This window comes from Saccharothrix saharensis (genome assembly GCF_006716745.1).
GTDB classification, from domain to species: domain Bacteria; phylum Actinomycetota; class Actinomycetes; order Mycobacteriales; family Pseudonocardiaceae; genus Actinosynnema; species Actinosynnema saharense.
Window position 1 is genome coordinate 3568759 of sequence record NZ_VFPP01000001.1, and the last position, 12654, is coordinate 3581412.

The 12654-nt window shown below is 71.5% G+C and carries 14 protein-coding genes; 8 read left to right on the forward strand and 6 right to left on the reverse strand.

Annotation, left to right across the window (positions count from 1 at the left end):
- Positions 1-525: 525 nt before the first annotated feature.
- Both FHX81_RS15180 and FHX81_RS15185 read left to right on the forward strand, forming a co-directional pair.
- On the forward strand, positions 526-3156 hold the full coding sequence (locus FHX81_RS15180) for a DEAD/DEAH box helicase (RefSeq protein ID WP_425473821.1): 2631 nt from the start codon (positions 526-528) through the stop codon (positions 3154-3156).
- A complete protein-coding gene (locus FHX81_RS15185; protein WP_141978788.1) occupies positions 3149-3961 on the forward strand; it encodes an SWIM zinc finger family protein in 813 nt (270 codons plus the stop codon). The genes FHX81_RS15180 and FHX81_RS15185 overlap by 8 nt, the downstream gene beginning before the upstream one ends.
- Before the next feature lie 4 nt (positions 3962-3965).
- Here FHX81_RS15185 and FHX81_RS15190 read toward each other — a convergent pair whose 3' ends face one another.
- Positions 3966-4250, reverse strand: coding sequence for a MoaD/ThiS family protein (locus FHX81_RS15190; protein ID WP_141978789.1), 285 nt, complete (start codon positions 4248-4250; stop codon positions 3966-3968).
- A gap of 1 nt (position 4251) precedes the next feature.
- Positions 4252-5316, reverse strand: coding sequence for a WD40/YVTN/BNR-like repeat-containing protein (locus tag FHX81_RS15195; protein WP_141978790.1), 1065 nt, complete (start codon positions 5314-5316; stop codon positions 4252-4254).
- A gap of 121 nt (positions 5317-5437) precedes the next feature.
- On the opposite strand from FHX81_RS15195, the gene FHX81_RS15200 reads away from it, so the two are divergent.
- Both FHX81_RS15200 and FHX81_RS15205 read left to right on the forward strand, forming a co-directional pair.
- Complete coding sequence (locus tag FHX81_RS15200) at positions 5438-7144, forward strand: acyl-CoA dehydrogenase family protein (protein WP_141978791.1); 1707 nt, start codon at positions 5438-5440, stop codon at positions 7142-7144.
- A gap of 222 nt (positions 7145-7366) precedes the next feature.
- On the forward strand, positions 7367-7786 hold the full coding sequence (locus FHX81_RS15205) for an ester cyclase (protein ID WP_141978792.1): 420 nt from the start codon (positions 7367-7369) through the stop codon (positions 7784-7786).
- 85 nt (positions 7787-7871) lie between these two features.
- Here FHX81_RS15205 and cspE read toward each other — a convergent pair whose 3' ends face one another.
- The gene (gene cspE / locus FHX81_RS15210; RefSeq protein ID WP_053717138.1) at positions 7872-8078 is read right to left on the reverse strand and encodes a transcription antiterminator/RNA stability regulator CspE; all 207 of its coding nucleotides are present in this window, start codon (positions 8076-8078) and stop codon (positions 7872-7874) included.
- A 245-nt stretch (positions 8079-8323) separates the two neighbouring features.
- Between cspE and FHX81_RS15215 the strand changes: the two genes are divergently transcribed.
- Positions 8324-8656 carry a hypothetical protein gene (locus FHX81_RS15215; RefSeq protein ID WP_141978793.1) on the forward strand — a complete coding sequence of 111 codons (333 nt, stop codon included), beginning with the start codon at positions 8324-8326 and terminating at the stop codon, positions 8654-8656.
- 23 nt (positions 8657-8679) lie between these two features.
- Positions 8680-9402 (forward strand): hypothetical protein, encoded by a 723-nt coding sequence (locus FHX81_RS15220; protein WP_141978794.1) that lies wholly within the window; start codon positions 8680-8682, stop codon positions 9400-9402.
- Between the two features lie 10 nt (positions 9403-9412).
- Here the strand turns inward: FHX81_RS15220 and FHX81_RS15225 are convergent, their stop codons facing one another.
- A complete protein-coding gene (locus FHX81_RS15225; protein ID WP_141978795.1) occupies positions 9413-9859 on the reverse strand; it encodes a pyridoxamine 5'-phosphate oxidase family protein in 447 nt (148 codons plus the stop codon).
- A gap of 10 nt (positions 9860-9869) precedes the next feature.
- On the reverse strand, positions 9870-10520 hold the full coding sequence (locus FHX81_RS15230; protein ID WP_141978796.1) for a DUF899 domain-containing protein: 651 nt from the start codon (positions 10518-10520) through the stop codon (positions 9870-9872).
- 83 nt (positions 10521-10603) lie between these two features.
- Between FHX81_RS15230 and FHX81_RS15235 the strand changes: the two genes are divergently transcribed.
- The gene (locus FHX81_RS15235; RefSeq protein ID WP_141978797.1) at positions 10604-11059 is read left to right on the forward strand and encodes a winged helix-turn-helix transcriptional regulator; all 456 of its coding nucleotides are present in this window, start codon (positions 10604-10606) and stop codon (positions 11057-11059) included.
- Here FHX81_RS15235 and FHX81_RS15240 read toward each other — a convergent pair.
- Positions 11056-12162: a sugar ABC transporter substrate-binding protein gene (locus FHX81_RS15240; protein ID WP_141978798.1), complete on the reverse strand. Its 1107-nt coding sequence runs from the start codon at positions 12160-12162 to the stop codon at positions 11056-11058. The genes FHX81_RS15235 and FHX81_RS15240 overlap by 4 nt on opposite strands.
- Before the next feature lie 312 nt (positions 12163-12474).
- Here FHX81_RS15240 and FHX81_RS40535 point away from each other — a divergent pair, with 312 nt between their 5' ends.
- Positions 12475-12621, forward strand: a complete 147-nt coding sequence (locus FHX81_RS40535) for a hypothetical protein (RefSeq protein ID WP_170232061.1) — start codon at positions 12475-12477, stop codon at positions 12619-12621.
- Positions 12622-12654 lie beyond the last annotated feature (33 nt).

Below are 12654 nucleotides of genomic sequence, written 5' to 3' on the forward strand. Positions count from 1 at the left end.
TCGAGCGGACTGGGCCGGCCGAGCTGCCCGGCTCGGGCCGGACCTGGTTGGGCCCGGAGCTGGTCGGCGCACATCGACGTGGGCACGGTCGGCCCACGCAGGCGGCACGGGCAGGGGTCGGCGCGGGCAGCGTCCGGGCCGGGCAGAGGTCGAGGTGGGCACCGGTCGGGCCGGGAGGGGGCGGTGCGGGCGCGGTTGGGTGGGGGCGAATTCGGGGTTGGTGGTGGTGGGGCGCATAGTGCTGGGGTGTTGGTGTTGCACGCGGTCGGTGTGGGTGGTGGGCGGGTTGGCGTCTGGGCGGAGGAGTCGGGGTTGCCGGGGCGGGTGGTGGGGCGGTTGCCGAGGAGAGCGGTCCGGCATCCGTTCGCGGTTGAGGCGGAGGTGTTGCGGCGGCTGGTCGGGGGTGTTGTCGGGGAGGTTCCGCTGAGGTTGCCGTCGTGGGCCGGTGGGCCGGTGGCGTCCCCCGAGTCGGTCCGCGAGAGGCGTGGGCGTGGGGTTGTCCGGTGGCGGGAATGGGTGGTTCCCGTGGTGTGGGTTGACGAGGTGGTGTTGGAGGGGTTGCCGGATTGTCGGGTTGGGGCGTCCGGCAAGTTCTGGGGTGAAGTGCTGGACTTCGCGGCGGGGTTGGTGCGGCGCGGGCGGGTTCTGCCGGGGATCGACGGGGATGGGGTCGCGCGGTGGCGGTCGGCTTTGTCCGGGGTTGACGCGTTGCGCTTCGCGGCGTTGCGGGCCAGTGCGCCGCAGTCGTTCCGGGGGACCGACGAGGCGGGTGATCTGGTCGAGGAGGTGCTGGATCGCGCGGTCGACCGGAAGGTCAGGGCCGTGTTGCCCGAGGACGGCCCGGGCGGGGAGGGGGTGGTCGGGCGGTGGTTGGACGCGTTGGTCGGTGAGCCGCGTGCCGTCGAGGACGCGGGGGCGTTGCGGGCGAAGTTGGCGGCGTGGCGGGCCGGTGGGCTACGCCAGAACCCGGTCCGCACGTGCTTCCGGCTCAACTCGCCCGACCAGGGCGGCATGGCGAAGGACGGGTGGCGGGTCGAGTTCCTGCTGCAGGCCGTCGACGAGCCGAGCGTGGTGGTGACCGCCGAACAGCTGTGGCGCAAGCAGGACGCGGTGTTGCGGCGGTGGGTCGGTCGGCCCGAGGACGTGCTGCTCGGCGACCTCGGCCGGGCGGGGCGGCTGTACCCGGCGTTGGACCGGGCGCTCGCCGCTCGCCGGCCGGTGGAGTTGGAGCTGGACGTCGAGGGCGCGTACGACTTCCTCCAGCACGCGGCGGTGTTGGCGGAAGCCGGCTTCGGCGTGATGCTGCCGTCGTGGTGGCGCCGGCCCCAGCGGCTCGGGCTCCGGCTCACGGCCGCCAGTCGCGGCACGGCCGGTCAGGTGGCCAAGGAGAGCGAGCTCGGCCTCAAGGTCCTGATCGACTACAAGTGGGAGCTGGCGGTCGGCGACGAGCGGCTGACCGAGGCCGAGCTGCAGTCCCTCGCCGAGGCCAAGGTGCCGTTGGTGCGGGTCCGCGGCCAATGGGTGCACGTCGACCCGAAACGCCTCGCCACCGGCCTCGCGTTCCTCGAGCGCGGCGGCGGGCAGATGACGGCCGCCCAGGTCCTGCTGCACTCCGGCCTGCACCCCGAGGACGCCGACCTGCCCCTCCCGCTCAACGGCGTCAGCGCCACCGGCTGGCTCGGAGACCTGCTGTCCGGCGAGGTCGAGCACCACCTGGAGCCGGTCGCCCGGCCACCGGGCCTGGTCGCCGAACTGCGCCCCTACCAGCAACGCGGCCTGGCCTGGCTCGCGTTCCTCGACCGGCTGGGCCTGGGCGCGTGCCTGGCCGACGACATGGGCCTGGGCAAGACGGTCCAGCTCCTCGCCCTGGAAGCGCACAACCGCGCGCACGGCAAGCGGCTGCCGACGTTGCTGGTCTGCCCGATGTCGGTGGTGGGCAACTGGCAACGGGAAGCCGCCCGCTTCACCCCCGGCCTGGAGGTGCGGGTCTACCACGGCGCCGACCGGGCCCTGGACACCGACTGCGACCTGGTCATCACCACCTACGCGGTCGTCGCGCGCGACGCCGGGAAGCTCGCCGGAACCGCCTGGGACCGGGTCGTGCTGGACGAGGCGCAGAACATCAAGAACAGCGCCACCCGCCAGTCGAAGGTGGTCCGGGCGCTGCCCGCACGGCACCGCGTCGCCCTGACCGGCACCCCGGTGGAGAACCGGCTGGCCGAGCTGTGGTCGATCATGGACTTCGTCAACCCCGGCGTCCTGGGCACCGTCAACACGTTCCGCGCCCGCTTCGCCGTCCCGATCGAACGCCACCACGACGAGGACGCGGCCGTCCGCCTGCGCCGCATCACCGGCCCGTTCGTGCTGCGCCGGCTCAAGACCGACCCGCGGATCATCACCGACCTGCCGGACAAGATCGAGGTCAAGCAGCTCTGCACGCTGACCGCCGAACAGGCCACGCTCTACCAGGCCGTGGTGGACGACATGCTGGCCAAGATCGCCGAAGCGGAGGGTGTCAAGCGCAAGGGCCTGGTCCTGGCCACCATGTCCCGCCTCAAGCAGGTCTGCAACCACCCGGCACAGCTCCTCGGCGACGGCTCGCGCGTCGCGGGCCGCTCCGGCAAGCTCGCCCGGCTGGAGGAGGTCCTGGACGAAGCCCTGGCCGACGGTGACAAGGCGTTGTGCTTCACCCAGTTCACCGCGTTCGGCTCCCTGGTCGTGCCGCACCTGGCCGCGCGCTTCGACACCGAGGTCCTCCACCTGCACGGCGGCACGTCGAAGCGGCAGCGCGACGAGATGGTGCGCCGGTTCCAGGAGCCGGGCGGCCCGTCGATCTTCGTGCTGTCGCTGAAGGCCGGCGGCACGGGCCTCAACCTGACCGCCGCGAACCACGTCGTCCACCTCGACCGCTGGTGGAACCCGGCGGTGGAGGACCAGGCCACCGACCGGGCGTTCCGCATCGGCCAGCGCCACCACGTGCAGGTCCGCAAGTTCGTCACCGTCGGCACGCTGGAGGAGCGCATCGACCGGATGATCGAGGAGAAGCGCGGGCTGGCGCAGCTCGTGGTCGGCGCGGGCGAGGACTGGCTGACCGAGCTGTCCACCGGCGAGCTGCGCGAGCTGTTCGCCCTGTCCGGGGAGGCCGTCGGTGACTGACTGGCACTCCTACCGCCCGCCGTCACGGCCCATCCGGGTCGAGGGCGGCCTCACGTTGCGCAGCAAGCGGGGCGACGTCGCGCGGACGTGGTGGTCACGCCGGTTCCTGGAGGTGTTGGAGTCGTTCGGCATGGCCGGACGACTCGCCCGCGGCCGCTCCTACGCCCGCACGGGCCAGGTGATGAGCCTGTCGCTGTCGACCAGCCTGGTGGTGGCCCTGGTGACCGGGACGCGCCCGGAGCCGTACCGGGCGCGGATCGGGGTGCGGAAGTTCGACGACGACGACTGGCGGCGCATCGAGCACGCGCTGGCCGACCGGGCGATCTTCGCGGCCAAGCTGCTGGCGGGCGAGATGCCACCGGAGATCGAGGACGTGTTCGCCGACCTCGGCCTCACCCTGTTCCCCAGCACCATGCGCGAGCTGCACATGGACTGCACGTGCCCGGACTGGGAGGTGCCGTGCAAGCACCTCGCCGCCACCTGCTACCTGCTGGCGGAGTCGTTCGACACCGACCCGTTCGAGATCCTGGCCTGGCGCGGACGCTCCCGCGAGGACCTGCTGGACCGGCTGCGCGACCTGCGCGCGCCCATCCCGCCCGAGGAACCCGAGACACCCCGGCAGCAGCCGGCGGAGTCGTTCGAGACCTTCTGGACCCGACCGCCGGTGGCCGCGGTCGTGCCCGACGTGGCCGAGCCGACGACCCGACGCCCGGACGCGCTGCTGGACCAGCTCGACCCGCTCGTCGTGGACGGCGTGTCGGTGACCGACGCGCTGCGCCCGCTCTACCGGCGGACCCCCGGGTGACCGGTCAGCCGCCCGCGACCGACGGCAGGATCCGCACCTCCGCGTCCGGGCGCAACGACGTCTCGGCCCCGGACAGCCGGCGGCACTCCTCGCCGTCCACGTAGAAGTTCACGTAACGGCGCAGACCGGCCCGTTCGTCGCGCAACCTCCGGTCCAGCAACGGGTAGCGCTCGGCCAGGTGGTCGAGCAGCACCCCGAGCGTGGCGGGCTCGGGCAGGTCGACCTCCAGCCTGGCCTGGTCACCCGCCGTCTGCCGCAACGGCCCGGGGATCAGCACGAGCACCCGCACGTCACACCTCCGCCGCGCGCACGCACACCACGTCGGGCAGGTGCTCGGCGATCCGCCGCCAGCTCTCCCCCTCGTCCGCGCTCGCGTACACCTCGCCCGAGCGCGACCCGAAGTAGACGCCCGCCGGGTCGGCCGAGTCCGTGCACATCGCGTCACGCATCACGGCCGTCCAGAAGCCGTCCGGCAGACCGCCGCGCAACGCCTCCCACGACGACCCGCCGTCCGACGAGCGGTACACCGCGCACCGGCCGCCGGGCGGGAACCGCTCGCCGTCCGCGGTCAGCGGGAAGGTGTAGATCACGTCCGGCCGGTGCGGGTGGCTGACCACGGGGAACCCGAAGTCGGCGGGCAGGCCGTCGGCGATGGACGTCCACGTGGCCCCCGCGTCGTCCGACCGGTACACGCCGTGGTGGTTCTGCAGGAACAGCCGCTCCGGCCGGGACGGGTGCCGGCTCACCTTGTGCACGCACTGGCCGAACTCCGGGTACGGGTCGGGCAGGAAGTACGCCTTGATGCCGGTGTTGCTCGCCTCCCACGACGACCCGCCGTCGAACGACCGGTACACGCCGCCGGTGGACATCGCCACGGTCAGCTTGAGCGGGTCGGCCGGGTCGGGCAGCACGGTGTGGATCGCCTGCCCGCCGAACCCCGCGCCCCACCGCTCCCGGTGCGGGTGCTTCCACAGGCCTTCCACCAGCGCGTACGTCCGGCCGCCGTCCTCCGAGCGGAACAACGCGGACGGCTGCGTGCCCGCGTACACGACCTCCGGGTCCGGGGTCGGCGCGAGCTGCCACACCCGTTCCAGCGCGGTGTCGGCCGGGAACGCGATCGGCGCGTGGTCCGGCTCGTCCCAGGTCGCGCCGAGGTCGTCGCTGGTGACGACGGTCGGGCCGAAGTGGGAGCTGCTGGTGCCGACCAGCAGCCGCGGCCGGTCGCGGCGGTGGTCGATCGCGATCGCGTAGACCTCGGTCATCGGGTGGTGCGGTCCGCTGAGGCTCCAGGACGTGCGGTCTTCGCTGGTCGCGAGCCACAGGCCCTTGCGGGTGCCGATGGCGAGCAGGTGCATGGTCACTCCTCCGTTGTGACGCGCAGCACACTACGCCGAGGGTCCGACACCCGCGCCCCGGCCGAGGAACCACACAAGTTACCGACTGGTAGCGTGCGGCGGCGACGAAGGGAGAACCCCGGTGCTGTTCGACCCGAACACCCACGACTTCGGCCACCTGGACGCGGAGAGCCGCCGCCTGCTGCGCGTGACCGTCGACTGGTTCGAGGAGCGCGGCAAGCGCCGCCTGATCGCCGACGACCAGGCGAAGGTCTGGTACACCGAGTTCCTGGACTTCGTCGCGCGGGAGAAGCTGTTCGCGACCTTCTGCACACCCGCCGCCGAGGCCGGCGGGAGCCCCGACAAGCGCTGGGACGCCGCCCGCAACGCCGCGCTGAGCGAGGTCCTCGGCTTCTACGGCCTCCAGTACTGGTACGCCTGGCAGGTCACCGTGCTCGGCCTCGGCCCGATCTGGATGAGCGACAACGCCGCGGCCCGCGCGAAGGCCGCCGAGCTGCTCGACCGGGGCTCGGTCTTCGCCTTCGGGCTGTCGGAGAAGGAGCACGGCGCCGACGTCTACTCCACCGACATGGTCCTCACGCCCACCGACACCGGCTTCACCGCGTCCGGCGGCAAGTACTACATCGGCAACGGCAACGTGGCCGGCATGGTGTCGGTGTTCGGCCGCCGCGCGGACGTCGAGGGCCCGGACGGGTACGTCTTCTTCGCCGTCGACTCCCAGCACGAGAAGTTCGAGCTGGTCAAGAACGTGGTCGACTCGCAGATGTTCGTCAGCGAGTTCCGCCTGCACGACTACCCGGTCACCGCGGCCGACGTCCTGCACACCGGCGCCGAGGCGTTCAGCGCCGCCCTCAACACGGTCAATGTGGGCAAGTTCAACCTGTGCACGGCCTCAGTCGGCATCAACGAGCACGCGTTCTACGAGGCCATCACGCACGCCCACAACCGCGTCCTGTACGGCAAGCGCGTCACCGACTTCCCGCACGTCCGGCAGAACTTCGTGGACGCCTACGCCCGGCTGGTCGCCATGAAGCTGTTCTCCGACCGCTCGGTGGACTACTTCCGCAGCGCCTCCCCCGAGGACCGCCGCTACCTGCTGTTCAACCCCATCACCAAGATGAAGGTCACCAGCGAGGGCGAACGGGTGGTCGACCTGCTCTGGGACGTGATCGCGGCCAAGGGCTTCGAGAAGGACACGTACTTCTCCATGGCCGCCCGCGACATCCGCGCGCTGCCGAAGCTGGAGGGCACGGTCCACGTCAACCTGGCGCTCGTGCTCAAGTTCATGCCGAACTACCTGTTCCAGCCCGCCACCTACGCCGAGGTCCCGACCAGGCACGACCCGGCGGACGACGGGTTCTTCTGGCGCCAGGGCCCGGCCCGCGGCCTCGGGCGGATCCGGTTCCACGACTGGGAGACCGCCTACCGCGAGCACGCCGACGTGCCGAACGTGGCCCGCTTCCACGAGCAGGCACAAGCCCTGCGCACGCTGCTGACCACGGCCGCGCCGGACGACGAGCAGCAGCGGGACCTGGACTTCCTGCTCAACCTCGGCCACCTGTTCACGCTGGTCGTCTACGGCCAGTTGGTGCTGGAGCAGGCCACGATCACCCGGTTGGACGTCGACGTGCTGGACCAGGTGTTCGACGTCCTGGTGCGCGACTTCTCGGCCTACGCGGTCGCGCTGCACGGCAAGGCGTCGTCCACCGAGGCCCAGCAGGCGTGGGCGGTCGAGCAGGTCCGCAAGCCCGTGGTGGACCGGGCCCGGTTCGACCGCGTCTGGACCGCGGTGGCGGCGTTGTCCGGGGCTTACGACATGCGTCCGTGAGCCGGTCCCGGCGGGGCGGTGGTGCCTCCACCGCCGTCCCGCCGGGAAAACCGCAGGTGGACGGGCGAGCTCGGCCGGCCGCAGCGGCAACGGCACCAATCACCGCGGCTCCGAGCGGACGGTCGCGCGCACCGCCCGGTGGGCGAACGGGTGCGGGATCGCGAACAACCCGGGGGCCGCGGCGTCTTGACTGGTGGGTGCGCGTGCGTGTTTCGTGCGCGCATGACCGCTTCCAAGGCACTCCGGGCGCTTCGCGAGGCGATCGTGCTGGAGCACCTGGAGTCGGAGAACGAGCGCGAGTTCGACACCGCCGTCAGCGCGTTCGACCACCCGCGGTGCGAGATCGTGGCGACCGGGCAGGTGTTCGACGGCCGGGCCGAGGTGGCGGGGTACTACGCGCGCGTCGGCGACGCTTTCCCGGACCAGCGCAGCACGCTCGTGGAGCTGCACCACGCCGACGACGCGGTGATCGTGGAGCTGGAGCTGCGGGGCACCCACCTGGGCAGCCTGCGCGGCGAGGAGCCCACCGGACGGGCCTACCGGGTGCGCACGACGGCGTTCTTCGTGTTCGACGACGCCCGGCTGGTGGGCAAGCGGGTCTACGGCGGCCAGGTCGACCACCCGGCCCCGCTGGGGGCCTGAGCACGCGATTCGGGCCGCCACCCCCCGCTGCTGCGAGGAGTGGCGGCCCGAAAAGATCCAGGTCCTGGTGGTGACCCGGATTAGGTCAGAGCGGTCGAACCGTCTGCGCCTGCGGGCCCTTCTGGCCCTGGCCGATCTCGAACTCCACCCGCTGGTTCTCTTCCAGGGTGCGGTAGCCGTTGCTCTGGATCTCCGAGTAGTGCACGAACACGTCGGCGCCACCGTTGTCCGGGGAGATGAAGCCGAAGCCCTTCTCCGCGTTGAACCACTTGACGGTGCCCTGAACTGCCATCTTGCTACTTCTCCTCTAACAGGTGCCGGATCGCGCTTGCGACCACCGGGTCAGCTAGGGCCCCGGCCCTTCCTGGCGAGGAAAGTTCGGCGCCCGCAACTCCGTTCCGCGAGCGTGGTGGAACACGAACACAGAAAGGTACGACCGAAGACAGTCAACCACGAGATCCCGCCGCCAGTCGAGCGGAAGAATGCGGCGAGTCGCACTGCTACCGTGGGCGAGGTCGCGATCACAGGGGGTCCCCGATGCCTGAACCGATGCTGGTCACCATCGCCGCTTCGCTCGCCACGCGGGCCGTCGCCGGGCTGTACGAGCTGGTCCGGGCGAAGTTCGCGGACGATCCGGTGGCCGCCGCGGCGCTCACCGCGGCCGAGGGCGCGGCCCCGGACTCCCCGCAGGTCGCCGCGTTGAGCGAGACGCTGGAGCGGACCGTGCTGGCCGATCCCGCCTTCGGGGCCGAACTGCGGGCCCACCACGCCGTGACGCAGACCGGCCGCGTGACCAACAGCATCACCGGCACGGTCAGCGGCAACGCCGTGCAGGCGGGCGACATCCAGGGCGGCATCACGTTCAAGTAACCCCGGCGGGTGAAGATGGTGGGGTGTACGCGCTCGACCTGCCCCAGTCCCGGCTGCTGTTCTTCTTCCTCGGCCTGGTGCTGACCTTCGTCCTCATCAGGATCAGCGTGCGCCTGATCCGGGCGAAGGTCCGCTGGTGGCCGGGCAACATCACCCCTGGTGGCACCCACATCCACCACGTCGTGTTCGGCGCGGTGTTCATGCTGCTCGGCGGGGTGATCGGGCTGGCCGTGCCGGACGACATGCACGGGGTGCGGGTTGCCGCAGCCGCGTTGCTCGGCGTGGGCGCGGCCCTGGTGCTCGACGAGTTCGCGTTGATCCTGCACCTGCGGGACGTGTACTGGACCAAGGACGGCCGGCTGTCGGTGGACGCGGTGTTCCTGGCGATCGGCATGACCGGCCTGCTGCTGCTCGGCGCGCGACCGCTGGGCTACGACGAGTTCTACGGCGAGGGCGTGGCCCTGCGGGTGCTGATCATCCTGCTCAACCTGGGGTTCGCCATCGTGGCGCTGCTCAAGGGCAAGGTGTGGACCGGGCTGCTCGGGCTGCTGGTGCCCGTGCTGCCGGAGATCGGGGCGGTGCGGCTGGCCCGCCCGGGTTCGCCGTGGGCCCGCTGGCGGTACACCGAGGGCTCCCGCAAGCTGCGCCGGGCGTACCGCCGGGAGGCCCGCATCCGCCAGCCGCTCATCCGGGTGAAGATCCGGGTGCAGGAGTTCATCTCCGGGCGGCACGACGAGGAGGCCTGATCCCCCGGTCTCAGCTCTCCGGTTCCGCGAAGTCGTTGGTCAGCCAGCGCACCGGACGACCGGTGAACAGCACGAACGTGCCGGACGGGTCGACGGTCTCGGACTCGGCGAACGCCCGCGCATCCGCTTCGGGCATGTACCGGCTCGCCACGGCCCGCACCTCGTCGGCCGACGGCGCCCGGTCGGCGCGTTCGACCACGCACTCGGCGGTGACGTAGCGGTACGGGTGGGTCGGCTGCTGCACGTTCAAGCTGAACGCGCCCGCCCGTTCCAGCAGCCGGGTCTTGCGGGCCGTGCGGCCCTGCGTGCCGGTGAAGAACGTGATGCGGCCGTCCCGGTAGGCGTAGAACACCGGCACGGTCAGCGGTGGTCGGTCCTCGGCCGCGACGCTCAGCACGGCGACGTGGGGCCCGCCGAGGAACTCGTCACGTTCGGCTTCGGTGAGGCTGCGGTCCACCGGGATCTCCTCAGTACTCGTCGCGCAGGCGCAGCCACGCCATGGTCGGGGTCTGCGGCCAGCCCTCGGGCGAGTCCTCCCAGCGCTCCTGGCGGCCGTACGGGGTCAGGTCGAGCAGGTTGAAGTCCATCCGCAGCCGGTCCACGCCTCGGCCGCTGGTGAAGTACGTGCGGAACACCTCGTCGCCGTCGCGCAGGAACACGCTCAGCCCGAAGCCGCCGCCCAGGCCCAGCTCGTCGGAGAACGCCTGCCCGGACGAGTACCAGGGCACGGTCCAGCCCATCCGCTCGCGCACGGGGGCGATCTCGGGCTGCGGCGCGCGTGACATCAGGATCAGGGTGGTGTCGCGGGCGTTGAGGTGGATCTGGTCGGCGAGGTTGTCGGTGAACGAGCAGCAGCCCGAGCACAGGTGGTCGTCACCCGGCGCGAGCATGTGGTGGTAGGCGATGAGCTGTCGCCGGCCGGCGAACAGGTCCGTGAGGCCGACCACGGCGCCGTCGGGCGCGGTGAACTCGTGGCCGGTGCCCAGCCGCACCATCGGCAGCCGGCGGCGCCGAGCGGCCAGCGCGTCCAGCGCGTGGGTGAGCTCCTTCTCCTTGACGAGCAGGTCGTCGCGAGCGGCCTGCCACTCCTGCGGGGTGACGACGGTCGGTCGAGCCATGGCGCACCTCCAAGTTCCCTCAGGGAACTGACCGTACCGCAGACAGTTCCCTGAGGGAACCCTCAAGCGGTAGGCTCGGTCGCGTGCAGCGGACCCGGTTCGGCGACATGGCCTGCTCGATCGCGCGCACCATGGACGTCGTCGGCGAGCCGTGGTCGCCGCTGATCCTGCGGGACGTCTACGTGGGCATCTCGCGCTTCGACCAGCTCCAGGACGACCTCGGCATCTCCCGCAAGGTCCTCGCCGAACGGCTGAAGTGGCTCGTCGAGCAGGACGTGCTGGAACGCCGCGAGTACTCGACCAAGCCACCCCGCCACGAGTACGCGCTCACGCCGAAGGGCGTCGAGCTGGTCGAGCTGCTGATGGTGATGGTGCGCTGGGGCGACCGCTGGACGGCGGGCGACGCCGGTCCGCCGGTGCTCTACCGCCACCACGCGTGCGGCCGGGTCGCGCACGTGGAGCTGCGCTGCTCGGAGTGCGGCGAGCCGATGGGGCCGACCGACGTCGACGTGCTCCCCGGCCCCGGCAGCGCCGCCTAGCCGGTCAGGATGCCCAGCTCAGCGCAGTCGTCCGCGGTGTCGCCCGCGCACAGGTCGACCGGCTTGACCACGCTCTCGGCCACCAGCGCGCGCACGTTCTCGCGGGTGATCAGGTCCGCCCCCAGCAGCACCGACTTCACGTCCCGCTTCGCCACCAGGTCGCGGGTGTTGCCGGTGGCCAGGTCGTCCGCGCCGCTGAGGTCGCCGCGCGCCACCGCGATGGCCAGCCGCGCCGCCGCCTCGGCCTCGTCCCGGATCGGCTTGTAGACCGTCATGCACTGCTCGCCGCGCAGGATCGCGCGCAGGCCCTCCACCGTGGCGTCCTGCCCGGTCACCGGCACCCGCCCGGCCAGCCCCTTGGCCTTGAGCACCTCGATGGCCGCGCCCGCCAGCCCGTCGTTGGCCGCGACGACGCCGTCCACCGAGCCGCCGTTGGCCGACAGCATCTGTTCGAACGCGGCCTTGCCGAGCACCGGGTCCCACTTGTCGATGGCCTTGCTCTCCACCAGGCGCAACGCCCCGGTGTCGTACTTGGGGCCGAGCTTGCGGCGCTGGCCGTCGAAGAACAGCGTGGCGTTGTTGTCCGTCGGCGCGCCCTGCAACTCCATGATCCGCGCACCCGGCTTCTCGCCCAGGCACCGCAGCAGGCCCTCGGCCTGCAACTCGCCCACGTTGAGGTTGTCGAACGAGACGTAGTACTCGGCCTGGCCACCCAGGCTGATCCGGTCGTAGTTGATGACCGGGATGCCCGCGTCCTTGGCCTTGCGCTCGACCGCCGCGCCGCCCTCGGGGCTCAGCGGCGTCGTCATCAGCACCTTCACCCCGCGGGCGATCATCTCGTCGGCGAGGCTCGCGAACCGGGTCTCGTCACCGTCCGCGTTCTCGATCACGCCCTCGACGCCCGCGAAGTTCAGCGCCTGGAGCAGCAGCGGCCGGTCCTGCTCCTCCCACCGGTCCGACGACGAGCGGTCCGGCAGGATCACGCCGACGACGGGCTTGGCCGTGCGGCCGGTGGTGGGCGAGAGCGCGTCGTCCGACGCGCCGCACGCTCCCGCGAGCAGGACGAGGACACCGCAGGACACGGCCGTGACTAGCCTTCGCATTCGCCAACCCCTTGCGCGGGCACATCCGCCGCGGACGGCGTGAATACGGAATGTCGCGGAATTCCAACCCCCCGGGCGGCGGTTCGTCAAGACGTAGCAACCCCGCAGCTCCGAATGGTCCGCGCCATTCGGTCGGTTGACCTTCCCGGAACATCGAACCTGCTGGTCGGACCGTTACAGAGGGTATATATCACGCTCCGCAGCCGATTGGTCACGGATTCGGCAGGTACGAAAGGGGACTTCCCGTTGCGGTGAATTGTGTGCGATGGTGTCGCCTGCCGAACCCTGGCCGGGTGTGTGAGGAGTAGCAGCGTGAGAATCATCCCCGCAGCGCTGGTGGCCGTGGCCGCCGCGGCGTTGCTCGCCTTGGGCGCCGGGTCCGCCGCCGCCGATCAGGCCACGCCGGACCACACCGTCGCCGTCGCCAGCACCAACGTGGACGACAACCGCGACATGTAGGCAGCTACGGCGATCCCCGCCCACCGGCTCGCC